This window comes from Leeuwenhoekiella palythoae (assembly GCF_900130045.1).
Classification (GTDB): Bacteria; Bacteroidota; Bacteroidia; order Flavobacteriales; family Flavobacteriaceae; genus Leeuwenhoekiella; species Leeuwenhoekiella palythoae.
In genome coordinates this window covers 661,877-687,869 of the sequence record NZ_FQXT01000002.1, presented here as the reverse complement: position 1 = coordinate 687,869, position 25,993 = coordinate 661,877, and the positions used below count along the sequence as shown (strand labels likewise).

Sequence of the window (25,993 nt, the reverse complement as noted above, 5' to 3'; positions counted from 1 at the left end):
ACTAATTTCTATTTCCAAATTCTACTTCATTGTCTGGATATGGTAATACATATTCTTGATCATCAATAGTAATGGTATTGTCAAATACTCCAGGTATTTCTGCAATACCATTTCTTTTTAAATAATAAAACCACTGACCTTCACCTAAAAATTCTTTGTGGTATTCTTTATATACTTCTAAAAGAACATCCTCTTGAGAAGCATCACTTGGAATTTGTTCAATTATGCCTCTACTACTTCTAACCGTGTTAAGAAGTTCTACAGCTTGATCAAGCATATTGCTCTTAGCATAAGCCTCGGCAGCTATATAATACATCTCTGGAAGCTTAATAAGCGGTATTTGATTATAATTTTCTGCACGCATATTATTCTGGAATAACTTTAAATTCACAACTCCCCTTGCTTGAGTTTGCATCAAGGTATTAAAGCGTACATCCGGAACACCCACATTTACATTTTCTGTTTCAAATGTTTCATTTACATAATTGGATGTATAATACAAAGCATCATAATTAGCATTGTCTCCTTCTGCTCTAAGCAAAGGGTTTATATCATCTATAAGACCTTCGACATCTATCATAAACAACACCTCTTGATACAATATGCGATCTGTAGAAACCGGATGAGAATCTGAATCGATAAGCATCGCAAAAGAATCATCAATAATCTCTTGCGCTACGGTTCCAGCCGCTTCTTGATCACCCTGCCATTGCAACACTCTTGCTAATAAAGCTTTTACAGCAAAATAATTCATACGTTGCTCACGGAAATTGTAAAATCCATCTCGGTTAACCTCAGCATAATAATTATCTGACTGTTCTGAAAAAACAGGATCTTCCTCTAATAAGGATAGTGATTCCTGCAAGTCAGCTTCCATCATCTCAAAAGTTTCACTAAAGCTTAACTGAGGTTTAATTTCTTTATCAAAGGTGGTTACATAGGGTATGGCATATTCTTGAAATAGCTCTGGTCGATTTTCTAGATTACCTGCATTAAATAGGCGCATCATATCAAAATGAAGAAATACCCGAAGACCTAATAGTTCTCCTCTTATCAGTCTATAATTAATATCTCCGAGTACCGACCTGTTTTTTTCAGTCATTTCCAATGCTAAATTTACATTTGCAATTGTATTATATGCCCCACTCCAAGAAGCCTCAATTTGACCAGCCGACCTTAGTGTCTCATACTGAAATTGCTGTATCCCAGCATATTGAGCCTGAACAGGTAAGGCTGCATATTGTTGACTCAGCAAGTCAACAATATTCCAAGATAAATCTTTTCCATAAAGCTCTTCAGCAGTTAAACCTATATAAGAGCCTATTAATGCATCCTTAAATCCATCGATAGTTTCAAACTGCTCTTCTGCAGTAAGTTGGTTGCTAGATTGCTCATCTAACCAGTCATTCTCACACCCGGCCCCTAAAACCAGAACTAAGCACATCAGAAATTTTATATATATTTTGTTCATAGTAATTAATTTTAGAAAGTAGCAGTTAGACTAAATGACATTGTTCTTGAAAAAGGATACAAGGTTCCACGCTCTATTTCAATGGTTGAAAACTTCACAACGTTATTCATATTGAACCCTAATCGTAAACGCTCTAGGCCAAGAGCTTTATTAATAGATTTACCGAAGTCATAATATGCACTTATTGCTGCGATATCTAATTCATTACGATCCTGTACAAAACGTGAAGTAGGCTTAGTTAAGCTTCTATCAAAGGTATATCCATTAGTAGCGTAATTGAAAACACGTATACCTCTAAAATAACTTTGCTGACCTTGATACTGCCATCTTCCAGTAAGCACACGTTCATCAACGTTGTAATTCATATCAACATTTTCAACCTTATCTACAAGAGTTTGATTGTACAGCTGACCGCCACCTAGATATCGTGCTGTAACACTTAGGCCAAACCGCTCATATTCTCCAGAAATACCAACTACTCCTCGATACTTAGGATTATTATCTCCTACGACAACCATTTGGGTCGCATCCCATTCATAGGTTGTACTACCGTCTTTGTTGATGAAAATTTCACGACCACTGGCAGGGTCAATACCCGCAGATTGCACGGCCCAGATTGCATTCATAGACATCCCATCTTCATATCTTAGAACAGGAGTATTATTTTCCTCATCTGCAGCAAGTTCCTCTTGAGATTCATTAAAGCTTCGCATTGCATTAGATAGTTCAACAATTTTATTCGTGTTTGTAGCAATTCCAAAATTCACATTTAAAAAGTTGGTGCCGTTTGACCAAATGAGATAGGTAGCATTAGCATCTATACCACTGTTTTTTACCTTACCCAAATTTTCTTTAACACTATCAAACCCGTTAGAATAAGGTAAAGACACATCTGTTATTAAATTTTCTGTATAATTTTCATAATAATCAAAACGTAAACTCAATCCTCCTATCTTAGTATCTAGTCCAATATTGTAATCAAATTTGCTTTCCCACTGAAGATTAGGGTTACCTAGGTTAAATATATACGATCCTGGAAAATCTTGATAAAAAGCGTCCTGATAATAAGCATAGGTTACAATAGACTGATTGGTATTAAAATTCTGATTTCCCGTTGAACCTAAAGAACCCCTAACTTTCAATTGCTCGAATACACTTTTTCTAAAAACACTCTCATTGTGTAAATTCCAGCCGAGCCCTAAACTCCAAAAGGTAGACCATCTTTTGTCTGCTCCAAATTGAGAGGAAGCACTTGATCTTAGAGTAAGGTCACTTAAAAACCTATTGTCATACACATAGGATCCTACTGCAAGAAAACCCAGCTCTCTTGAAATCCCACTTATTCCTATAGGTCTTGAGTCGAGTGCGTAAGCTCTTGCAAAGGTTATGTTGTTAAGTCTACTGCTAGGAAAACCTTCTGCAAGATGTTGTAGTTCTTCATATTTACGCTCATTTATATCAAAAGAGGCATTCCCAAATACAAAATGTTTCCCAAAATTTCTAGAGTATTGCAGATTTAGATTTCCCGTTAGAAATGTGCTTTTACCATTATTTACTTGATAAGACCCCTTGCGCTCATCATCTACATAATTATCAAATTGTGTATGTTGCCCAGGGTAAAACTCGTCTGCGTCATTTCGTTTTACATCAACACCTATTCTAGCAATTGTTTTTAAAGAAGGAATCAGCTGCCACTCCAAATAAAAGTTGTTTATAAAATTGAAATAACTAGATTCATTTTTTACTCCAATTGTGGAATTATAAAGTGGATTGGTATAGTTATTATCGGCATCAAAAAACTCAGCATAATACGGTATAGTCCCATCTATATTTTTAGCCCTCCAGTACGGATTCATAATTGCATACTCATTGAAAGTACCATAAGGAGATTCTGCTGCTGAATTCGAAATAACCGTTGTAATATTTCTAAACTTTAAATTATCAATGGAATACATAGTAGTAATTCCACCACCTATATTTTCACGATAAGAATCCTTCATTACACCTGCTTTTTTTTGATAATTAAGATTTGCAAAAACTCTTAAATTTTGCCCTCCTAATTCAACACCTAATGAATGTCTTTGCCCTATTGCATTTCTCAACGGAAGAGCCATCCAATCGGTATTCAGCCCCTCCTTTGCAAGTTTTAGGCGGCTATTATATAATTGTTGTAACTCAATGTAATCTTCAACATTACGGGCCTCATAAAAACCATTTAACTGCTCTGCTTCCAGTTTTTGCAAAGAATTTGTTAGATTGTAACTAGAAAGATCTGGCAACTCTACATCCATCATAGCGTTATATGTAATGCGTGTCTCTGAATTTTTCAGTTGATCAGTTTCGATGACTACGACGCCATTTGCCGCTCTCGAACCATAGAGAGACTTAGAGGCTGCATCCTTTAAAATTGTAAGACTTTTAATTCGATTAAAATCCAGATCGAAAACACGTTCTACAGTAACTTCAAAACCATTGAGAATAAATAAAGGTTGATTGGGACTTTTTAAATAATTCCCTTTAAATCCATCAACCCCTTCACCCGGAAAAGTAGAAGTTCCACGAATCTGCATATCAGGTAATGCGTTAGGATTTGATCCTAACTCAAAATTATCCAGAATTGCAATTGACGGATCTATATTTTGAATAGTCTGAAAGATATTTTGATTCCCAACTCGGCTTAACTCTTCCTTAGTAAAAGTTACTGCTGAACCTGTGAAACTCTCTGCTTTTCTTTCAAAAATTCCATTAATAATAACCTCTGAAAGCTCTGAAGTACTCTGCTTCATTTGAACATTGATAGTCGATTGTTGACCTACAATCCTTGACGTAGTAGTATAGCCAAGATAACTGAATACTAAGGTATCCTGCGGAGAAACATTAATGGTATATTTTCCATCTAGATCACTTAATGTACCGTCATTAGTATTCTTCTTTACTATATAAACACCCGGAAATGGATTCCCCAAATCATTTGTTATAGTACCACTAACCGATTTTTGAACTTCTATATTATCAGAATAACTTATTGAAATATTTGTCTTGTTATCCTGCTTCAAAATTATCTGCTTACCATTTAAAGTGAAGCTGGTCTGAAGAGTGGCTAAAACATCAGTCAAAAGGGTTTCAATATCTTGATTCTTAGCATCTACATCAATCTTTTTTGTTAGGTCTATGTCTTGGACTTTATATACGAAGCGATAATCTGTAGACAATTCAATTTGATCAAATAGCTGCCCTATTGTAATATCACTTAACTTTAAAGTTATCAAGTTTTTAGGATTTTTCTCGCTGGCTTGAAATAGGGATGTGGTAGTCAAGAAATAGAGAAGAAGTATTTTCATAGAAAAACTTTTAGGGTAAGACAATACTTTTCTTCTTGTTCTAGTAAGAAGTTTTTTCATACATTTAAATAATTAGATAATGGATTAGTTTTATGAGCTGATCGATTTAATTCAACCGGAAAGTGCTGGAACCATTTTCCGGTTACTTTTTGTTCATAAGTATTTAGTTTTTAATTATAATTTTATTTCCACTTATTTGGTAGTCAATTTTGTGAATCTCATTGAAGTATTCAAAAACTTCGTCAATATTAGAATCCCCGAAATTTGCATTGAAAATTTCCTTTCCTAATTCAGCATCATCATTAACAATAGAAACATTATAATGCCTTTCTAATCGTGTTAGAAGTTCATCAAACTCAATATTTCTAAATATTAACTTATCATCCATCCAAGAGGTATAAATTTCAGGGATGACTTGATGAATTTCGCTTTTATTTACTTTGGCATCATGAATAGCCATTTCACCTGGATTTAGGATGGCACTAGGTTCTTTCGACTGAAAGTCGATTTGAACCAAACCTTCTACAAGAACAACATTAGTCTTAGATTCATTTTGAAATGCTGAAACATTAAACTGGGTTCCTAAAACTTGTACATCAAGATTTTTTGTTTCTACAATAAATGGATGTTCTTTATTTTTTGTGACTTCAAAATAAGCTTCTCCTATTAGTTCAACTTTACGAGCTCCTTTGAAAGAAAAATGATTTGGAAACCGAAGCTGAGATCCTGCATTTAAAACGACTTTAGTACTATCAGACAAAATCATTCTTGCTTTTTTACCGTACGGAACTTTTAACGTTGAGAATTCTATATTCTTAGCTAAGTTGCTTATTTGAGGAAGAATAATGGTATTATTACTTATTCTAGCGACCATCTTACCTGAAACAGATATACTATCTTCCTGACTATCAGTAAGTGTTACTTCGAATTGTGAATTTCCTGTTTCTAATAGAACTTCCTCATTAACGATTAGAGCGTCCAAACTTGGCCGTTCAATATTATTCAAAGAATTCTTCACCAAAATGAAAGATATAAGACCAACAAATACAGCTGCAACAGCTGAAATCAAAGCAACCCTATTTCGAAGTTTTATAACAGCATATTTCCTCTTATCACCAAGCCGGATTACTTCTTGATATATTTTCTCCGCTCTTCCCTTATCTAAATTGCAAGTGTCTCCCAAAGAATCTAAAATATGCACTACATCAATATCAGTTTCATCAATTTCATTTTGTTGAAATAACGTTGTTAACCGCGCTATTTCAACTGATGTGCATTTATTTAATGCGTACTTTTTTAGCAGATCCCTTATTTCTTGTTTGCTATCTGACATAAATTTTAATGGCTAGTCATATATAATACAACTGAGAACTACCTAAGTACTATTCCTTTTATTAAAAATTTTCACATATACACTCAATTTTTAGCAAAACGATAACAACAAAGCCCCGATTTACGGGGTTTTGTTAACACTTTATTAATTGAAATTTTTGTTTCTAAATTTGAAATAATACTAAAAGTAAAACTCCTATAGGTAGATCAGAATTCATATGAAGATATGTTCTTATATTCTCTAAAGCCTTACTCATTTGATTCTTTACTGTGCTTATGGATAAATTTAGTTCTCGACTGATATCTTCATAGCTCATACCCTCTTTACGAGACATCTCAAATATCAGTTTACGTTTAGGAGGTAAGCTATCTATAGCTTTTATACGTAATCTATTATAATCTTCAGTTATGAGGTTGTTTTCAGTAGTATTTGCACTTGACTCAATCTTTAGCTCTAGAGAACTCTTCAATTTATTTTCATATGCCTTTTTCTTTAGCGCATTAAATGCTGCATTTCTAACACAAGTAAATAAATACGACTTAAATGATTTTTTATGGTCAAGATAGCCTCTATTCAACCAACATTGTAAAAACACATCTTGAAGTATTTCTTCAGCATTTGCCGATGATTTTAATAGACTAAGAGAGAATCTATAAACATCATTATAATACTTATTATAGAGAAATTTGAATGCACGTTCATCCCCCTTAGCTAATTTTTGGACCATTAGCACATCTTCATTTTTATGGGGGTTAAATTGCAAGATTAAAAATATATTATAAATAATTCATCAAATAATAAATATCATTAAATAATATTTATCCAATAGAGTCAAATGTAATATTATTTTTAAAATAACAAAATTTGTATAAAAAATTTTGCTTTATAAAAAGCCAATTCAATTGTAAAATTGAGATGTAATATTCTATATTAAAGTCAACATTAGAAATTCTATTTGTGTTAAAAATGTTAAACTTTCAAATTAAGTGTACGATTCGGTGAGTCATTAAAAATTGGCAATTCTAAGGCTTTGAAAACACTGGTACTCACAGATTAGTTCGAGTCCCGTCCAGACCGCAAAAAGCGCTTCATCTGAAGCGCTTTTTTTGTTTATAGCTTTTTCAACTAGTTGAATTCTGCTACTTCAAAACATTGACCGGGTTCTTCTGCTCGTCAATGGCAACAAATGTGAACTCGCCTTGAATAGCTTTTTCACGATGTTCAGAATACATTTGCTCTACGTAGATCGAAACGCCTACTTTTAGACTTTTGGTTCCTAAATGAATGATCTGACCTACAAGCTCAATGATAGTCCCGGCAGGAATAGGCTTGTTAAAGTCGATTTTATCACTACTTACAGTTACCACAGTTTGCCGTGTAAATCGGGTAGCCGTAATAAAGGCCACCTCATCCATCAGCTGCATCGCAGTGCCTCCAAAAAGCGTATCGTAATGGTTTGTAGTATTCGGAAAAACCGCTTTAAATATTCGGGATTCGGCTTTTGCTATGCGTTGCTCTAAAGTCATTGGTTTTTTAAGATTGTAAGTTAAAGCTTAACTGATTGCATCAACAAATATTGTGACTTAAGAATGCTGAATATGCAATACGAATGCTAGCTTGTTTTAAAAGAAAATAAAAATAATTTTATTTGAATCTTTTAGGCTCCGGAAGCGGAACGTATTCTTCTGAATCTCCAGATATTTTAGGGAATGCTTCTAAATTTTGTTCTTTCCAGTTGGTTTTAGCCTGCTCTAACACGGCTTTATCTGAGCTCACAAAATTCCAGAACATAAAGCGTTCTTCTTCAAAGGGTGTGCCTCCAAACAAATACAAGGTCGTTGCTTGCGTAGTCTCAAAAGCGCATAAAGAAGCTTTTTTCGCCACGAGCAATTGTTTGGTTCCATAGGTATTTCCTTCAATACGCACTTCGCCTGACAACACATACATCGCGACTTCGCCAAAAAGCCGATCGCCAATAGCTATTCGCGCGGCATCTTCGGTTTGTATTTCGATAAAAAATAACGGACTATGCACCGGCACGGGTGCTTCTTTATCCTTGATTTTTCCGGCAATTAATTTGTAGTGTATTCCGTCTTCTTCCCAAGCGGGAAGGGCTTCTTTTTCAATATGAAAAAAGGATGGCGCTCCTTGCTCTAAGGCTTTGGGCAAGCCTACCCAAATCTGAAAACCATGCAAAAACTTTGATTCGTCTCTTAAATATTCCGGGGTACGTTCAGAATGCACCACTCCTTTTCCGGCGGTCATCCAGTTTACCGCGCCCGGTTTGATCTCCACAGCATTTCCTAAACTGTCGCGATGAAAAATACTTCCTTCAAATAAATACGTTAATGTGGAAAGCCCAATGTGTGGATGCGGTGGAACATCAAGATTTTGATACTCTTTTAAACACGCAGGCCCCATATGATCTATAAATAAAAACGGACCTACCGCACGTTTTTTTCTAAACGGAAGCAAACGCCCCACCATAAAATTCCCTATATCGGCCGCTTTCTCTTCGATGACCAGACCTACATTAGATTGCATTTTTTCTCTATTTAATTTAAATACTACTGAAGTATTAAAACTAAACAAGAATGGATTAAAACCCTAACGGCATTCCGCTTAAATCTATGGGTGCTTTTAAAATTATATGATTCCCTGTCGGGTAAGTTTTGCGATAAGATGGGTTGAGTTTTTTACATCAAACTGTACAAAAAGTTTACTCACACGCTTGTCTAGCGAACTCTCACTATTTGGCTTTACGCCGGCTTTAATGAGGCGATCACGTATTTCACGCTTACTAAAACCTTCGGCCATATCTTTGATCACAAGAAGATCTAGTTCTTCTAATTCTACCACATTATGCTGCGTATTCCAGTCGATCTGAGGAGAAATAAAAATCTCATCATTACAAACCGCATAAACCGCTTCTACCAGTTCGTTAAGACTTTTTCTCCCTTTGCAGACGTAACCATTGATCTGATCTTCTTCAACCAATTTTTTTATTCTCACCGGATTATCCTCAACAGAATTCACAATGATCTTAAGGTTCGGGTCAACCTTTCGCACAGCCTTTATGAGTTCGTAGCCAGAAGTTAGTTTACGAGGCAGCGTGCCGGGTTTAAAAGACAGATCTGTAATCAAAAGCTCTATAGGCGCGCCTTCGTTTAAAGCCACTTGCACTCTGCTAAATGCGGTATCACAATACAATGCCTCTTGAATTTCAGTAATGGCCATACGCTCTTTAAGGGTATCTACAATACTCTTATTATCTCCTTGAAAATCTTCGGCAATCAGTATTTTTTTAAACATCAACAGCGCTTTTAAAACGGAATTTTTATGTGGGATGTAAACCCAGATTGTTCATCGGTCTCAAAACTAATGCTTCCTCCGATGGCTTCAATACGCTTTTCCGTAATGCGCAATCCGTTTTTAAGCTGAAGCGCTTCGTGGCTTGCTCCTTTACCGTTATCTGAATACATGATTTTTAGATGTTTGGAGTGCATTTCAAACTTTAATGTCACGCGTTTTGCTGCGCTGTGCTTGCGCATATTCAACATCAACTCCCGTAAGATCTTGTATAACGTGATCTTATTTACCGGTCGCACCAAGTCCCAGTCTATCTTGTGAAAACCTAAAAGCAGCAAGTTAGTGTCCTGCGGAACTTGAGACCGAAGCATCAGCGACAAAGCGTCTTTAAAACCTGCGCCCGTATCAATATCATTGAGGCTTCGGGAAAAATCCCGACTTTGATTGTAAAGCTTTTCGAGCTGATCTAAAATGGCATCTATATTTTCTTGCCGCTGCAGCAAGAGCATTGCAGTATTGAGTCCAGATCCAAAGTCGTCGTGGAGTCTTCTGGAAATAGCGGCTTCCGTATCATAAATGGCGCTAAGCCTATCTATATTATGCTGAATTTTGAGTTGGCGCGCTTTGTAGCGCTGTACGTAATAAATCAATAAAATCAGTAGTATCGCAACTACCAAGGCCGCGATGATCCAAAGTTTAGTAAACCGTTCTTGAGCGAGTTCTAATTCTCTGAGATTTTTTTCATTCTCTAAGCGTAAAATAGACTGTTCTTTTAATTCATCGTCATATTTATACTTGGCAAATTGTGTTTTTACTTTAAGCTCGCTCTCATACAAACTGTCTCGTAGTTTGATATAGCGCTCTTTAAGTGCGGCATTTTGAGGCTCTAATTGCATTTTAAACACTAAAACCTCGAGTTCGCCTCCTGATGAATTAATCTCTTTAGCCTGAATTTTAGCACTATCTAAATATGCCCGCGCGAGCTCAGGTTGAGGCTTGAGATAAAACTCGCTTAAATGCAGGTAGCTAGAAATGATCCCGCGCTTATCATCTTGTAATTTTCGGACTTCTAGCGGTTTTAGAAAATCCTGTGGTTTTACAAAAACTCCAGAAGACCATCTGGCATACGTGAGATTGTCAAGAACTCTGGCTTGAGTGGTTTCTGAATTTGCCAGCGTATCTAGCACAAGAGGTTCTAGAATTGCAATCGCTTTTTGATACTTTTTTAAATCAATATAAACGGTAGCGTAGTTATTTTTATAAACAGAAAGATTGGCTTTAGGCGCCTCTTTTGTGATGTTTGCGTAAAATGCCAAAGCTTCCTCATAGTTATGCAAATGTCTGTGACTTTGAGCTATTCTATCCATCGCAGACCAATACGTCACAGAATCAGTTTCTTTTTTTATGTACTTTAAAGCTTCAGTCAGGGTTTCTTTACTGCCAAAATAATCACGTTTCTTATATTGTATACCTCCCATATTCAAGAGTGCAGTTCCTGTTCCACTGCTATCGTTCGCCTGCTGATAATAGGTTTTTGACCGGTTATAGCGTTTAAAAGCGCTATCTGATTGATGTTTTACTAACTCAAAGTAATATCCTAAAAGGTAATGCTGCATCCCCATTTCTTTGGGCGCAGTATTAACAGCCGCATTCTTTTGCATTACAGCATCATAATGCACCAAGCTATCATACTGTCCCAATGAATAATGCAACCAGTTTTTGTTATAGAGAATTTTAGTATAAAGTGGGTGCTTAGGTTGTTCTCGAACACCTTCAAATGCTCGATTGGCAAATTCCAAACGCTCTTGCATGCTGTATTGCGCTTCCCGGGCTTCATTGTTATAAAAAGCAAGGGAGTCGTTGTTTTTAGAAGTAGGATCTAAATGCTCATTAGATTGGGTACAGGCACAAAACCAAATCAGGGGCAAACAAAGTAAAAGTCTAAACAAAGGGGCTAATTTTAGTCTAAAGCTACTAAAAAGGAATAACCCCGCTATAATAATCAAGCACTCTTGATGTCAAAAGATAAGCATATCTGGCGTTTGTTAAGTTTATACGGGCGTTGTCAAGATTGTTTTTACTCGTGATATAGGCCACACTGGTAGAAACTCCCAGATTGAATTTCACTTCATTAATGCGGAAAGATTCTTCATAAGCCCTTACTTGATCCTCTAAAAAATGATAGTTTTTAGACGCTGCTTGTAGATCAGCATAGGTTTTTGAAATGTTCTGTTTTAAGGCACGTTTGGTCTGCTCTAAAACCACCGAAGCCTGATCGCGATTTACTTTTTGCAATTGCACCGCATTTTTTGCCTGAAATCCATTAAAAATGGGAATATTAACCGAAACACCCGCGGCACTATTGAGGTTATTATTAAACTGATCAGTATATGCAATAGGCAACGCATTAAATAAGCCTTCTTGTGTAAAAACAGCATAATCTGTTCCGGCAACGGTTACAAAATCTCCGGTTTGTACGGTTTGCGTTCCGGCATCCTGAAACAAACGCGCAGCGCTGGAATAATTGGTTCCAAAATTTGCAAACAAACTGATCTGCGGAGTGTATTGAGCGCGAGCGACCGCAACTCCTTTTGCTGCTGCTTCCTCGCGTAATTCTTTTGCTTTTACTGCTGCTAAATTGTGCAAAGCAGCTTCATAAACGCCATCTACAGTTTTTTCCCGAAGTTCGAAGTCGAGTAAAAGCACCAGTTGAGAAGCTTCGATAGAGCGCTCTGTGTTCAGTAAAAATTTTAAATCTGTGAGTGCATTGTTCAGACTGTTATTAGCATCATTTACCGCGCTTTGATCTAAAGCGACCTGACCCTGCAAATCGTGATAAGCCACCGGATCACCCGTTTCTTCCTCTTGTAATTTTTGCAGTCGGTTGAGTTGTTCTTTTGAAGTGATCAAACGTGTTTCGGCGAGTTTTACTAACTCCCGAAAGTTGAGCACCTGCAAGAAATTTAAGGTTACATCTAGCACTAAATTCTGCCGAGCTTCTTCAATTTCCATTTCGGCGGCAGCCTTATTGAGTCGGTTTTGCTTTAGCGTATTTAAAATTCTAAAACCGTCAAAAAGAGTTGTATTAATACTGAGTCCGGCGTTAGAATAAGTCAGCTCCTCATTCACATAACTGTTTGTGAACGGGTCGATACTTCGTCCGTTACTGAGCCCCAAATTATAATTGGCATTTACTGACGGAAGCAGCGCATTGCGGCTTTGCTTAAACTGAATGGTTTCGGTTTCTGCGCGTAGCCCCGCAGCTTTTAAATCCAGATTATGAGTCAGCGCGATTTCTACGCACTCTTGCAGACTGATGTTTTGCGTTTCTTGTGCATTTAACGTGTAGCTGCAAGCACAAGCTATAAAGGCGAGCTTTAGCGATTTGATAAACATACTAAAATTGATTGATGATGAATTTTACCAACAGCCCTGAATATGCCCAAGACTGCTGGTCTGTAATATTCGGAAAAGGTTGATTAGGCCTTGGTTTTACTTCCGTCTAACAGGTGAATGATTCGGTTACCATATTCGGCATTCGCTTCAGAATGCGTAGCCTGAATGATCGTCACCCCTTCTTGATTCAGTTCTTTAAAAAGCTGCATAATTTCTTCCCCTTGTTTAGAATTGAGGTTTCCGGTAGGTTCATCTGCCAGAATGAGTTTGGGTTTTGCGATCAAGGCACGCGCGATCCCCACTAGTTGTTGCTGGCCCCCGCTCAACTGACTGGGAAAAAGGTCTTTTTTACCGACAATATTAAACCGGTCGAGCATATCTGCTACCAAAGCTTTACGCTCTGAAGACTTGATGTTTTTGTACAAAAGTGGCGTTTCTATGTTTTCATATACCGTCAATTCATCAATTAAGTGGTACGCCTGAAACACAAAACCAATGTATTCCTTATAGAGTTTAGAGCGGTGTTTTTCCTTGAGCGTGTGCACCGACTCGTTCAGGAAATTATATTCGCCTTCTTGAAATTCGTCAAGCATCCCGATGACATTGAGCAAGGTTGATTTTCCCGATCCTGACGGACCCATAATCGAGATAAATTCGCCTTCTTCTACCTGAAGACTGATGTCATTCAAAAGGAAAACACGTTTTCCTCCTTGTTTGACCCACTTGTAAATATGATTGAGTTGTAAAAGCATTATCTATTGTTACTGTTATTGTTATTTCTATTCTTAGGGTTATTCAGTTCTGAGGGCTTTTACGGGATTAGCGATTGCGGCTTTTAGCGTTTTAAAACTCATAATAAGTACTGCAAGGAGCATCATTCCTAATCCGCTTAAGGCAAATACCCACCAGCTCATTTCGGTTTTATAGGCATAATCTTCGAGCCACTGATGCAATCCCCACCAAGCGATAGGCAGCGCGATCACATAGGCTACGATGACCAGTTTTAAAAAGTCGGTACACAGCAAGGCGTTAATTTGTAAAATGGAAGCTCCCAGCACTTTGCGAATCCCAATTTCTTTGGTGCGCCGCGACGTAGTATGAATCACCAATCCCAATAATCCCAGGCAACTGATGAGCACCGCGAGACCGGTAGCCCAGTTGAGTAAGGTTGCAATACGTTGCTCTTGCTTATAAAATCTTGAAATGCTCTCGTCTACAAACGAGAGCCTAAACTCCTCTCCGGGATACACCTCTTGATAAAGTTGCTCTACTTTTGCGATGGTATTTTGCCAACCGGAAGATGCACCGGTAAGTTTAACGTGCAGCGTTCTAAAGTTGGTTCGGCGATCTCGACTGGTATCTCCGGTAAGCATCAGTGGCATCACTTTATCTTTCAGCGAGCGCTGATTAAAATCCTGCATCACTCCAACGATCAATCGTTGATGCGAATTGAGTTCAAGATATTGACCTACAATTTCCTCCGGATCTTTAAAACCAAAAGCACGCATTCCGGTTTCATTGATCACATATTCTTCGATGGTATCATTAAGCGCTGGTCTTCCGGCAAGCAATTCGATATCATAAAGTTTCAGATACTCGGTATCGCCATTTAGAATTTGTAGTTCCTGAATAAGCTCCTGACCGTCTTTTTTAAAAATTCCCATTCGGGTTGCCATATTGAATGAAGCAGGCGGCATTCCACCCAAACTCACGTTTTGAATCTCAGGAATACGCTTCAATTCTTGTTCTAAAACAAGCCGTTTGTCTATTGAAAAATCATCCCAAGGCGTTTGCAGATACGCAACAGCTTCGGCATTAAAGCCTAAATCCTGATGCAGCATATAATAGATTTGCTTGCCTACAAGGAGCGTGGCGATCACAAAAACCTGTGCAATCGCAAACTGAGAAACGGTTAACACCTGACGTAAAACACCCTTTTCTTTGCTGCTTGAAACGCTTCCTTTAAGCACGCGTGCCGGTTTAAAACGGGACAACACGACTCCGGGATAGAAACCCGACAATAACGTGATCACTACAATAAGCACGACAACCAGTGCTGTAAACCAAGGAGTCACCATAAGGCTAAGGTCAATTCCTTCAGCCATAAAACTGTCAAAAGTTTTAAGCGCTAAGACGCAGAAAACAACAGAGCAGAAAGCGGCTATAAGCGTGAGCAGAAAGGTTTCGCCTAAAAACTGAAGCACCAATTGACGTTTAGAGCTTCCCATAGTTTTGCGCACTCCAATTTCCTTAGCACGACTTGCTGCCTGGGCCGTGTTCAAATTGATAAAATTAATGCTTCCCAAAAGCAACAGGAAAAGCGCCACAAAAACCAAGCTTATCAAAATACCTTTATCAGCTTCATAACCCGAATAGTCATAGGCACCGTACTCGTGGTCAAAATGCAGATCAGACAAGGCTTGTAGATTGAATATTCGCTTATTGTTGTACTTGATCATTTCGGAATCAACGTGCGCTTCGCTTAAAGCGGCTAATTGTGTTTTTATTTGCTCAGGCGTGCTGTTCTGCGCAATCTTGATGTACAATTGCGAAGCATTATTGGTGTTTTCCCATTCATCTCCTAAAATCTCATCGCTGCTTTCAGTTTGCTTTGCGGTTTCTAGCGAAATGAATTCGTTAAAATAAAAGTCGGTTCGCTTGTCATAATCTTCAACAATCCCGGAAACAGTTGCTGAAATGGTTCCATCATAAACCAAAGATTGTCCCATCACAGCTGCTAAAGGCAAATTCGGAAAATATGCTTCAGCACGCTTTCGAGTTAACACGACACTATTGGGTTGCTGCAGTGCCATTGCTTTAGAACCCGCGATCCAATTGTATTGAAAAATGTCAAAATAGCTTGCTTCGGCAAGAATAATGTGTTCTGGGTCTTTAAAGGTTTGCTTGTTTGCTTCGGCCTTAGCTTCAGAAATCCACCAATTATAAAAATAAGCCGATTGCTCAACACCGGTGAGTTGCTCCTTAGCAGCGATACGCATCGGCGGGGTTACTCCTCCGTTTTTATAATTGCCTTGCGGCGTTTCAAAATCGGTTACCACACGATAAATGCGATCGCCGTCCTCGTGAAAGGTATCAAAGCTAAAATCATAATATACCATGAGTCCGATCACAAACGAAGCACTCAGGCCAATGGCCAGACTAATGACATTGATCGCTGAGAAAAGTTTGTTTTTCCAGATGTTGCGCCAGGCGATTTTGATATAGTTTCTAAACATATTATTCTTATTATTCTGTACGCAGTGATTTTACGGGATTAGCGATTGCGGCTTTTATGGCTTGAAAGCTTACAGTAAGCATGGCTATGAGCAAGGTGATTCCGCCGGCTAATGCAAAAATCCACCAACTCATTGCTGTTTTATACACAAAATCCTGAAGCCACAATTGCATTACATACCAAGCTAATGGGATCGCCACTACCGCTGCTACAACCACAAGAATTAGAAAATCTTTCGACAACAGGCGCGTGACTTGAAACACAGAAGCTCCTAATACTTTTCGGATCCCTATCTCCCGTTTTTTTAATTGCGCGGCATAAGTGGTTAGTCCGAAAAGTCCCAAACAAGACACCAAGATCGCAATCACTGAAAAGAGGTTAAACAGTTTTCCGGTACGCTGATCTTCGCGGTACATCTTTTCATAGGACGCATCTAAAAAAGAATAGTCTAACGGAAAATCAGGGGTGTATTCTTTCCATAGTTCTTCGACCGCGGCGATAGTTCCTGTAGTGTTCGTTCCTGAAGTTTTGAGATATACACGATAGGCATCGGGAGCATAATACATAACCGCAGGGCCAATATCGCTTTTTAAATCTCTAAAATGATAATCTTCAACGACGCCTACAATGGTGCCTTTGGTTTCGTATAACTCTAAATTTTGCCCCACGGGATTGGTCATTCCCATCGCTTTAGCCGCGGTTTGACTGATGATAAAATGTGTAGAATCTGTACTAATGCCTTTAAAGTTTTCTCCGGCGATCAGATTCATTTTCAAGAGCGGAATAAACTGCTCATCTATCGCCATTGGTGTTACAACCAACTCGTGATCGACTTCCCCCGCTCCCCATTTGATGTCTCCGGTAGAATTTTGATTATCAATAATAGGATTAGAAGCAAATGAAACACCGGTGACTCCCGGAATGTTAGTCAAACGTTGTTTTACCGTTTCGGCGTGTTCTTGCATACTGCCGCTCATCCAAAAGTTAAGCACCTGACTGCGATCATATCCGGGATTCTTTTCGGTTAAAAAGTCAAGTTGACGGCCTATAACTAGCGTACCTATAATGAGCATCACCGAAAACACAAACTGTACGGTAACCAAAACTTTCCTTAGCGTTCCGCGACTAACGCCTCCTACTTTCCCTTTTATGGCTTCTAAAGGTTTAAAAGAGATAAGCATCAATGCAGGATAAATGGAAGAAACCACCAACGTAATTATAAAAATCCCCAAGATATACAGTGGCAGTGGCCCTTGAATCAATTCTAAACGCAACGACTTTTCGGAAAGCTGAGTGAACGTAGGAGCTAAAAGAAAAGCGAGCCCAACAGCTAAAAAGATCGCTATACTGAAAAACAAGATCGACTCCGCAATAAACTGCCCAAATAAACTGCGTTTACCTGCTCCTATGATCTTACGAATGCTCACTTCTCGTGCCCGCTGAAAAGCTCTTGCAGTAGCAAGATTCACATAATTGATACAAGCAATCGCAAGAATAAGTAACAAAACAATACCAAAAATCTTAACCGTATTGATTCCTCGTGGTTCGCCTGCTGAATTATACAAATTCATCGCGGTAATAGGCTGTAAATAATAGGCTGCTTTATCATCAAACAAGTCAGCATTAGGATCATTTTGCTGTTGAATTTGCGTAAGTTTTTGGGTAACCGCAGCAACATCATCTACAGATCGCAACTCGAGATAGGTGATGTAATTAAAGTTGCCCCAGTCGGTATCTAAAGATTTCCAATACTTGCTGGTTGCGTAACCGGCTTTAAGCGATTCTATAGAAAAAAACAGCTCATAGGCAACGCTCGAATTCTCCGGTACATCTTCAACCACACCGGTAATAATGTAATGTTCTTGATGATCTGCCTCTAAGGTTTTACCAACGACATCAGTGGTTCCAAAAAGCTTTTCAGCAATAGCTTTTGTAAGCACCACTGCATTGGCATCGTTAAGCAGATCTCCTTTGTTTCCTGCTAAAAGTTTTCGCGCAAAAAGATCAAAAAACGCTGCATCTACGTAAGCTCCGGTAAGCTCATAATCGGTATTTTTTACAGTATAGAGTCGGTTTGACCAATTTTGCCGAAGTCGAACTGCACGTTTAACCTCGGGTATATCGCTTAAAGCATACGCCGCCACCGGACCTGTTGAAGAGCCCCAGGTTTGAACAGTACCACCACTTTTAATATTACTCGAAACTCGGTAGACATGATTGTGATTGCCGGCAAAACTGTTATAGCTCAGTTCTGACTGAATCCAAATAACGATAAAAATGGCAATGGTGAGACCCATCGTGAGCCCCAACAAACTTATAAGATTGTAGAACTTATCTTTTTTGAGGTTCCGCCAGGCGATTTTGATATAATTTCTAAACATTTGTGCCCGTTTTCTGTTGCTTGTTTTCCTATTCCGTTTTTAGCGATTGGGTTGGATTTTGAAGTGCAGCTTTTATACTCTTAAAACTGATCGTAGCCATTGCTATAAAAAGTGTGATACAAGCCGCTAGCACAAATTGCCCCAACTCAAGATCCACGCGATATGCAAAATCCTGTAGCCATTTTTGCATTAAGTAATACCCTATCGGAAACGCGATCAGAAAGGCGATGGCTACCAACTTGATAAAGTCTTTGGCAAGCAGAGCAACTATTTCGGTAACACTCGCGCCTAACACTTTACGAATCCCTATTTCTTTAAAGCGTTGTTCGGTGGCAAAGGTGATTAAGCCAAACAAGCCCAGACAGGCCACAAAAATGGTTAGCATCGTGAAAATGCTTAGAATCACTCCCATTTTTTCTTCTTTGCGATAAGTTTCCTCAAAAGAATCTTCTAAAAACGAATAGATAAAAGCTTGCTCAGGATTGAATGTTGCCCACTTTTCTTCAGCAAAATCGAGAATTCCGGCAACGTCTGCATTCTTGGTTTTTACGATCAAACCGCCGTAAGGATTGTACGCCAGAACCAAAGGATCGATCTCGCTGTGTAAGGATTTAAAATGAAAATCTTTGATGATTCCTATAACCGTCAGGCGTTCATTTTCTGCATCGGCTGCACGTTCAAAAGTTGCTCCTATAGGATTTTCGCCCAGCCCTAAAATTTTTGCTGCCTGCTCGTTCAGGATCACTTTATCAGATTCATTTTTTAATTCCGTAGAAAAATTGCGTCCTTCAATCAATTCCAGTCCCAACGTGGGGATATACTGCTCATCTACATCATAAAAGAAGAATTTTCTCAGGTAGGTATTATTCTTAAAAATTCCGCGTAAATGATTGTCTGTTTCTCCCGCAGGAACAAATGCTGATCTGCTTATACTGGCAATTCCGGGATTTTGAAGCAATTCTTCTTTATACGCATTTACACGTTCTGATCCCATTTTATAGGCATCTCTCAGCACGATCACCTGACCTTTCTCATAACCTAATTTTTTATGCTGAATGAATTGCATTTGATTATACACCACTATTGTAGCAAGAATCAGAGAAGCCGAAATCACAAATTGAAAGATCACCATCCCGCTTCTCAAGCTTGTGGTACGACCGCTACGCGAAACCTTACTAGTAATAGCCGCCAGCGGTTTAAACCCAGACAATACAAACGCCGGATACGCCCCTGCAAAAAGACTTATACCCAAAATAAAGACTATAAGTAGCAAGATATTTTGAACGGAAATAAAATCGAGCAGCGCAAGTTCTTTTCCGGCCAGCGTATTGAACGCCGGTAAAAGCAAGGCCATGATGCCGATCGCCAAAAGGGTTGCAAAAGTTGTAGTGAGTATAGATTCGGTTAAAAACTGTGTGATCAATTGCTTTTTTGCCGAACCTAACACTTTACGAATGCCCACCTCTCTGCTGCGTTTTGTTGCGGTTGCCGTGGCGAGATTCATAAAGTTAACACAGGCGATCAACAGCATAAATAATGCGATCGCACTAAAAATATAGACGTATTTGATATCTCCCGTGGGAGACAGCTCAGTGTTCGGACTAAAATCTGAGTATAAGTGAATATCAGTAAGTGGCTGTAAAAACAAGCCTAATTTGTTGTTCTGCTGAAATTCTTCATAAGAAATCCCGATAGCCTGCTTAACCTGATCCCCAATATATTTTTCTAAAAGCGCAGGTATTTGTGCTTCCAGCTGTGCCAAGTCGGTCTCCGGCTGAAGCTCTAAATAAGTCGCAAAACCTGAGGTCACCCACGAATTTGATGTGCTGCGCGTATTGTGCTGCATCGGTATAAAAACATCAAACTGCAGATGTGTGTTTTGCGGAAGATCTTCGAGCACCGCGGTCACTTCGAGCGCTTCTTCAATATCTTGAAATTGGATGCGCTTCCCTATAGGATTTTCTGTGCCAAAATACTTCTTAGCTTCAGATGCGCTAAGTACAATGCTGTTGATATTTTCAAGCGCAGTTTTAGGATTTCCTTTGAGGAAATTCAAATGGAATAATTCAAAGAAATTAGGATCTACATAAGCGGCTTTCAACTCTTCATAGCTGGTATTCTTGTATTGCACCTGCGGATTGTACACCATACTCAATCGCGTGGCATTTTTTACTTGCGAAAAATCTGCTTTAAAAGATTTGGCCACCGGCGCAGCAACCATGGCTTCTTTAAGTTCCTCTCCGTTAACGTTTCCGCGAAGCACAACACGCGCTAAACGATCGGCATTATCAAAAGACTGTTCGTAGCTCAACTCATCCCAAACATAAAGCGAGATCATCAAGCAACTGGCAATTCCAATGGCAAGACCACTGCTATTCAAAAAGAACAGGGATTTGTCTTTTTTGAGATTCCGCCAGGCGATTTTGAAATAATTTTTAAGCATAACTGATGTTATATTGGGAGTGATGAAGTCCCGTTTTATTGATTGATTTTCGGCAGCTGCCGATTGATGAATGAATCCCCGTAAGGAATTTTAAACTTCTAATGTTTTGCTTTTATACTCGGTCAACACATTTTCGGTTACTTTTTGACCGTCGAGCATCCTGATGATGCGGTGGCTATATTTGGCGTCGTGCTCACTGTGCGTAACCATAATGATCGTCGTCCCGGCTTCGTTGAGTTCGGTTAGCAAATCCATCACCTCATTACCGTTACTGCTGTCCAGATTTCCGGTAGGTTCATCGGCAAGTATGAGTTTAGGGTTATTGACCACGGCGCGTGCAACGGCCACGCGCTGCTGCTGTCCTCCAGATAATTGCTGCGGAAAGTGTTTGCGACGGTGCATGATTTGCATTTTCTCAAGTACTTCGTCTACACGCTTTTTACGTTCTGCAGGTTTTACCCCGGTATAGATCAGCGGAAGCTCTACATTTTCAAAAACGGTAAGTTCGTCAATGAGGTTAAAGCTTTGAAAAACAAAACCGATATTGTGTTTACGCAAATCGGCACGTTTGCGCTCATTAAAGCCGGCAACTTCAATTCCGTTGAAAATGAAACTTCCACCGTCAGGATCGTCCAGCAAACCAAGGATGTTAAGCAAAGTTGATTTACCGCAACCCGAAGGTCCCATAACGGCTACAAATTCACCTTCCTGAACCTGAAAAGACAATTTATTTAAGGCGATCGTACGCACTTCTTCCGTAGCGTAGTATTTCTCTAAGTCTGTAATTTTTATCATTAGGAAACGATTAGTGTTAATACTGTGATGATTAGTGTTGTCATAGGTTTATATTTTAATCCTGAAGTACCAATTCTTGCACTTCTTCGTAGTTATCATAACTGCTGGTGATCACGCGATCTCCAGGTTCTAAGCCGCTTAAGACTTCGTAATATTCGGTGTTTTGACTGCCTAGTGAAATGTCTGCTTTATATGCGGAAGCTCCATCTTCACTTACTTTAAAAATCCAATTTCCACCGGTTTCTTGAAAAAAGCCACCTTTCGGAATCAATAACGCTTGCTTTTCCTGACTTAAAGCTACGCGTATTTGCAGCGTTTGCCCACGACGAATACCTTCAGGAACTTCAGATTCAAATTCCATATCCACCTGAAACCTTCCATTAGTTACTTGCGTGTATACTTTTTTGATAACTAAAGTGTAGGTCTTTCCGTCAAAATCAAAGCTTCCGGTCTGACCGGTGTAAATTCTGGAAATATAATGCTCATCGATATCTACACGCACCTTATACCCGCTCAGTACATCGATTTGCCCTAGACGCTCTCCTTTGTTTTTAGACTGACCAATTTCAGCATCCAGCGAAGTTAATTGCCCGTCAACCGGCGCTTTCACCACGAGATCAGCCACTTTACGACGCATCAACTCCAAGGCGTTTTGTGTACGCTGGTACGAACTGCTCACTTGATTTTTTTCCTGCTTTACCGCTAAAGAATCTTGCTCCAAAATTTGTTTGGCAAGCTGCATACGCTCCTTTTGATAGTTGTAATCATTTTGAGATTTGATCAAATCCTGACGCGCGATCGCATCCTTATCGTAAAGTTTTTTGTTGAGTTCGTATAAACGCTTGGCTTCAATAAGACTGTTCTCAACATCGGTATATTGATTGAGTTTATTAATGGTATTCTGGCGCGCTGCGTTTTGCGAAATCTGCATCTGCGTCAGCAAATTATACACTTGCGTTTCTTGATTGACCAAACTCAATTCTAAGTCGGTATTTGAAAGCTGTAAAATGGGTTCGCCTTTTTTCATAATCGCCCCATCTTCAACAAACTTTTCCTCAACGCGACCACCCTCTAAGGCATCGAGATAAATAGTTGTGATAGGCATCACCACCCCATTCACCGGGATATTTTCCTGAAAAACACCTTGCGTCGCAGTGGCAATACTTATGCGTTCTTTTTGCACATTGAGTTTTGCATTTCCGGTAGTGGATAGAATCACAAAAAGGATAAGCACCACGATACTCATAGCACCAACGATCATCAGTATTTTAGAAGTTGTAAAACGCTTTTTTTCTAAAGGGATGTCCATAAATAAATTGTTTGCACCTTCTAGTTAAGCAATACTGTGCCAAAATTTCAAAAACTTGATTTACAGTGTTTTAATCGATAAGTGCGATTTTAAAGTGTTCGGTTTTGATACACTTCATGTACGCCTATGATACAGTTTATTAACCTGCAGAAATAAGTCTTTTTATCCCAAAAACTGAAGCCTTATAAATTGTAATATTGTACGTATGCAACTCAAAGACGCTCATATATTAGTCATTGATGACGATGAAGATGTGCTCACCGCGCTACGGCTTTTGCTCAAACCCAAAGTAAAACAGGTGGTCGTGGAGAAAAACCCTAATGCGCTGCAAGGACTCCTCAATGCGCAGGATTTTGATGTTGTTATTCTCGATATGAATTACAACGGACTCGTAAATACGGGAAATGAAGGTATTTTTTGGCTGAATAAAATCAAATCTTGGAAACCGGCAACAGACGTAATTCTCATCACTGCCTATGGTGATATTGATCTTGCCATACGATCGCTAAAAGAAGGAGCCTCTGATTTTCTCGTTAAACCCTGGAAAAACGAAAAGCTTCTCGATGCGATCAGTGAAATCCTAACTAAAAAACGCAAGAACAAAAACCTTAAAATCAAGCTAGATTCGGCGACCGAGATCATTGGGGAAAGCGAACCGATGCAAGAGCTTTTTGTGAAGCTGAAGAAAGTAGCGCCTACCGATGCTAATATTTTGGTTTTAGGCGAAAACGGTACCGGTAAAGACCTGATCGCACGTTCTATTCACGAGAATTCGCTGCGTAAGGACAAACCTTTTGTAAAAGTTGACGTGGGTGCGCTCACCGAAAGTTTGTTTGAAAGCGAACTTTTTGGCTACAAAAAAGGTGCATTTACTGATGCACGCGAAGACCGAAAAGGACGTTTTGAAGCCGCCCACGGCGGAACCTTATTTCTTGATGAAATTGGCAATATCCCCTTGCGGCAACAGGCGCGGTTGCTTACGGTTTTGCAAAATCGACATGTGACGCCTTTGGGAGCCAATAAGGCGATCCCGGTAGACATCAGGTTGATTTGTGCAACCAATCTTAGCCTGAAGGATCTCGCGGATGAAAACACCTTTAGAAAAGATCTTATCTACCGCATCAATACAGTCGATTTGATCATTCCGCCGTTGCGGGAACGCCAATCTGACCTTAGCTTACTCGCGCATTATTTTGTAAAACTGTATGCCGAAAAATATGACAAAGCTTCCTTTGAACTTGATCCCGGCTTTATCAAAAAGCTTAAAGAGCACCCGTTTCCCGGTAATGTTCGGGAGTTGCAATATGCATTAGAACGCGCTGTGATTATGGCTGAAGGAGGAATTCTACACGCTGAAGACCTCGCTTTTTCCCCCATCGAGCAACAGCCTGAAACCGAACTCAAATTAAAAACGACCAATCTGGATGCGGTTGAAAAAAACACCATCCTAAAGGTGATCGAGAAAAACAAAGGCAACATTTCAAAATCGGCTAAAGAATTGGGTATTACGCGTACGGCTTTATACCGCAGACTCAACAAATATGACCTATAAACGCTATACCGCCGGACTCTTACTTAGGGTGTTGCTTTTGCTGGCAGCGCTGGTGGTCTTGGCTTTTGGCGTCGTAAAGTTGAATACTTATGCGATACTGGCTGGAAGTCTCTCAGGAATCGTTTTGCTCTATTTTTTGCATAAGTTTCTCATCAGGCGTTTTGTAGCGATGGATGATTTTTTTGAAGCCGTCAAGTACCGCGACTTTTCGCGATGGTTTTCAGAAAAACACGGTCCGCAGGATCTTAGAAATTTACACAAAGGCTTTAATGCGGTAAACAAAACCATTAAAGCGATCAACAATGAGCGCCAGGCGCAATTTGTCTATCTTCAGAAAATACTGGAGATGGTTGATGTAGGCATCATCGCCTACAATTTAGATTCAGGCGCTATTCTTTGGGCTAATGAATCTATACTGAGTACGCTTGATCTACCGGCGTTTAAAAACATTCATTTTGTTGAAAAAAGAAGACCGAAACTTTATGAGGAACTTTTTGATACGTATCGTACCGAAGCGACTTCCATAAGTATTACGCTGAAAAATGAGCATCTGAAGGTCTTGATCTCTGAAACGGTTTTTCAGGTAGAGGAAGATGCATTTAAACTGGTCGTGCTGCAAAATATTGAAGACACACTCAATCAGAATGAATCTGATGCCTGGAAGAAATTACTTAGTGTGATGACCCACGAAATTATGAATAGTATCGCTCCCATTTCTTCCCTCGCCGAAACCTTACAACAGCATATCGCAGCTTCAAAAACCAATCAAGAAACTACAATTGATCTGGATGATCTGCACGCCGGTATCAGCAGTATCAAAAAGCGAAGTGAAGGCTTGATGAAATTTGCAAAAACCTATCGTAGCCTGAGTAAAGTCACACACCTCAATCTAGAAACAGTAAGCGTCAACGAACTCTTTACAAATATAAACGACCTGCTCCAGCCTACACTTGCAGACAAACCTGTGGAATTAAGCTTTGCCATGGATCAGCCGGAAATGCTTTTAGAAATCGACAGTTACCTCATCGAGCAGGTTTTGATCAACCTTATTCTCAATGCCATTGACGCCACAAAAACGGTTGCACAACCTAAAATTTATGTCAACGCCACCCAAAATGCTAAAGGTCGTGTGCAACTGAAAGTTTTAGATAACGGTAGCGGCATTCCTGAGGAAATTAAAGAAAGTATTTTTATCCCCTTCTTCAGCACCAAAAAAACCGGTAGCGGTATTGGTCTGAGTTTAAGCAAACAAATTATGACTTTACATAAAGGAAAAATTCAGCTTAAAAGCGAACCTGACGCCGGAACTGAGTTTACGCTGCAATTCTGAAAAAGACAGAAACTTATTCATTAGGTACATTCTTTTTGGCAGTGCCAAAAAAAAAGCCTCGATCTCTCGAGGCTTTCCTATTATGTATGTTTCTGATA

17 protein-coding genes are annotated in these 25,993 nt (G+C 39.2%); 2 read left to right on the top strand and 15 right to left on the bottom strand.

Annotated features, from left to right (window positions below; translation table 11 throughout):
- Window position 1 precedes the first annotated feature (1 nt).
- The 15 genes from BUA96_RS06545 to BUA96_RS06475 all read right to left on the bottom strand — a co-directional run bounded on the left by BUA96_RS06545 (window position 2) and on the right by BUA96_RS06475 (window position 23,013).
- On the bottom strand, window positions 2-1,471 hold the full coding sequence (locus BUA96_RS06545; protein WP_072981495.1) for a RagB/SusD family nutrient uptake outer membrane protein: 1,470 nt from the start codon (window positions 1,469-1,471) through the stop codon (window positions 2-4).
- An 11-nt stretch (window positions 1,472-1,482) separates the two neighbouring features.
- Entirely contained in the window at window positions 1,483-4,872 is a 3,390-nt protein-coding gene (locus tag BUA96_RS06540; RefSeq protein WP_072981493.1) for a SusC/RagA family TonB-linked outer membrane protein, read from the bottom strand.
- 103 nt (window positions 4,873-4,975) lie between these two features.
- Window positions 4,976-6,145: a FecR family protein gene (locus tag BUA96_RS06535; RefSeq protein ID WP_072981491.1), complete on the bottom strand. Its 1,170-nt coding sequence runs from the start codon at window positions 6,143-6,145 to the stop codon at window positions 4,976-4,978.
- A 163-nt stretch (window positions 6,146-6,308) separates the two neighbouring features.
- On the bottom strand, window positions 6,309-6,872 hold the full coding sequence (locus BUA96_RS06530; RefSeq protein WP_072981489.1) for an RNA polymerase sigma factor: 564 nt from the start codon (window positions 6,870-6,872) through the stop codon (window positions 6,309-6,311).
- 412 nt (window positions 6,873-7,284) lie between these two features.
- Window positions 7,285-7,671, bottom strand: coding sequence for an acyl-CoA thioesterase (locus BUA96_RS06525; RefSeq protein ID WP_072981487.1), 387 nt, complete (start codon window positions 7,669-7,671; stop codon window positions 7,285-7,287).
- Window positions 7,672-7,789: 118 nt separating this feature from the next.
- Window positions 7,790-8,689: a pirin family protein gene (locus BUA96_RS06520; protein WP_072981485.1), complete on the bottom strand. Its 900-nt coding sequence runs from the start codon at window positions 8,687-8,689 to the stop codon at window positions 7,790-7,792.
- Between the two features lie 102 nt (window positions 8,690-8,791).
- Complete coding sequence (locus BUA96_RS06515) at window positions 8,792-9,457, bottom strand: response regulator transcription factor (RefSeq protein ID WP_072981484.1); 666 nt, start codon at window positions 9,455-9,457, stop codon at window positions 8,792-8,794.
- 11 nt (window positions 9,458-9,468) lie between these two features.
- Window positions 9,469-11,403, bottom strand: a complete 1,935-nt coding sequence (locus tag BUA96_RS06510) for a tetratricopeptide repeat-containing sensor histidine kinase (protein ID WP_128755658.1) — start codon at window positions 11,401-11,403, stop codon at window positions 9,469-9,471.
- Between the two features lie 25 nt (window positions 11,404-11,428).
- On the bottom strand, window positions 11,429-12,850 hold the full coding sequence (locus tag BUA96_RS06505) for a TolC family protein (RefSeq protein ID WP_072981480.1): 1,422 nt from the start codon (window positions 12,848-12,850) through the stop codon (window positions 11,429-11,431).
- A gap of 83 nt (window positions 12,851-12,933) precedes the next feature.
- On the bottom strand, window positions 12,934-13,602 hold the full coding sequence (locus tag BUA96_RS06500) for an ABC transporter ATP-binding protein (RefSeq protein ID WP_072981478.1): 669 nt from the start codon (window positions 13,600-13,602) through the stop codon (window positions 12,934-12,936).
- A 39-nt stretch (window positions 13,603-13,641) separates the two neighbouring features.
- On the bottom strand, window positions 13,642-16,086 hold the full coding sequence (locus BUA96_RS06495; protein WP_072981477.1) for an ABC transporter permease: 2,445 nt from the start codon (window positions 16,084-16,086) through the stop codon (window positions 13,642-13,644).
- Between the two features lie 10 nt (window positions 16,087-16,096).
- A complete protein-coding gene (locus tag BUA96_RS06490; protein WP_072981475.1) occupies window positions 16,097-18,466 on the bottom strand; it encodes an ABC transporter permease in 2,370 nt (789 codons plus the stop codon).
- 28 nt (window positions 18,467-18,494) lie between these two features.
- Window positions 18,495-20,909, bottom strand: coding sequence for an ABC transporter permease (locus tag BUA96_RS06485; protein ID WP_072981474.1), 2,415 nt, complete (start codon window positions 20,907-20,909; stop codon window positions 18,495-18,497).
- Between the two features lie 90 nt (window positions 20,910-20,999).
- Window positions 21,000-21,704 carry an ABC transporter ATP-binding protein gene (locus BUA96_RS06480; protein WP_009778714.1) on the bottom strand — a complete coding sequence of 235 codons (705 nt, stop codon included), beginning with the start codon at window positions 21,702-21,704 and terminating at the stop codon, window positions 21,000-21,002.
- Between the two features lie 55 nt (window positions 21,705-21,759).
- Window positions 21,760-23,013: an efflux RND transporter periplasmic adaptor subunit gene (locus tag BUA96_RS06475; RefSeq protein ID WP_072981472.1), complete on the bottom strand. Its 1,254-nt coding sequence runs from the start codon at window positions 23,011-23,013 to the stop codon at window positions 21,760-21,762.
- Window positions 23,014-23,218: 205 nt separating this feature from the next.
- Between BUA96_RS06475 and BUA96_RS06470 the strand changes: the two genes are divergently transcribed.
- Window positions 23,219-24,565 (top strand): sigma-54-dependent transcriptional regulator, encoded by a 1,347-nt coding sequence (locus BUA96_RS06470; RefSeq protein WP_072981470.1) that lies wholly within the window; start codon window positions 23,219-23,221, stop codon window positions 24,563-24,565.
- Window positions 24,555-25,895: a sensor histidine kinase gene (locus BUA96_RS06465; RefSeq protein ID WP_072981468.1), complete on the top strand. Its 1,341-nt coding sequence runs from the start codon at window positions 24,555-24,557 to the stop codon at window positions 25,893-25,895. Before BUA96_RS06470 ends, BUA96_RS06465 begins: the two co-directional genes overlap by 11 nt.
- The last annotated feature ends 98 nt before the right edge of the window (window positions 25,896-25,993 follow it).

Bases quoted from the DNA above. Each gene is read 5' to 3' on its own strand.
- BUA96_RS06545 (WP_072981495.1), bottom strand. From the start codon at position 1,471: ATGAACAAAATATATATAAAATTTCTGATGTGCTTAGTTCTGGTTTTA.
- BUA96_RS06540 (WP_072981493.1), bottom strand. From the start codon at position 4,872: ATGAAAAAACTTCTTACTAGAACAAGAAGAAAAGTATTGTCTTACCCT.
- BUA96_RS06535 (WP_072981491.1), bottom strand. From the start codon at position 6,145: ATGTCAGATAGCAAACAAGAAATAAGGGATCTGCTAAAAAAGTACGCA.
- BUA96_RS06530 (WP_072981489.1), bottom strand. From the start codon at position 6,872: ATGGTCCAAAAATTAGCTAAGGGGGATGAACGTGCATTCAAATTTCTC.
- BUA96_RS06525 (WP_072981487.1), bottom strand. From the start codon at position 7,671: ATGACTTTAGAGCAACGCATAGCAAAAGCCGAATCCCGAATATTTAAA.
- BUA96_RS06520 (WP_072981485.1), bottom strand. From the start codon at position 8,689: ATGCAATCTAATGTAGGTCTGGTCATCGAAGAGAAAGCGGCCGATATA.
- BUA96_RS06515 (WP_072981484.1), bottom strand. From the start codon at position 9,457: ATGTTTAAAAAAATACTGATTGCCGAAGATTTTCAAGGAGATAATAAG.
- BUA96_RS06505 (WP_072981480.1), bottom strand. From the start codon at position 12,850: ATGTTTATCAAATCGCTAAAGCTCGCCTTTATAGCTTGTGCTTGCAGC.
- BUA96_RS06500 (WP_072981478.1), bottom strand. From the start codon at position 13,602: ATGCTTTTACAACTCAATCATATTTACAAGTGGGTCAAACAAGGAGGA.
- BUA96_RS06495 (WP_072981477.1), bottom strand. From the start codon at position 16,086: ATGTTTAGAAACTATATCAAAATCGCCTGGCGCAACATCTGGAAAAAC.
- BUA96_RS06490 (WP_072981475.1), bottom strand. From the start codon at position 18,466: ATGTTTAGAAATTATATCAAAATCGCCTGGCGGAACCTCAAAAAAGAT.
- BUA96_RS06485 (WP_072981474.1), bottom strand. From the start codon at position 20,909: ATGCTTAAAAATTATTTCAAAATCGCCTGGCGGAATCTCAAAAAAGAC.
- BUA96_RS06480 (WP_009778714.1), bottom strand. From the start codon at position 21,704: ATGATAAAAATTACAGACTTAGAGAAATACTACGCTACGGAAGAAGTG.
- BUA96_RS06475 (WP_072981472.1), bottom strand. From the start codon at position 23,013: ATGGACATCCCTTTAGAAAAAAAGCGTTTTACAACTTCTAAAATACTG.
- BUA96_RS06470 (WP_072981470.1), top strand. From the start codon at position 23,219: ATGCAACTCAAAGACGCTCATATATTAGTCATTGATGACGATGAAGAT.
- BUA96_RS06465 (WP_072981468.1), top strand. From the start codon at position 24,555: ATGACCTATAAACGCTATACCGCCGGACTCTTACTTAGGGTGTTGCTT.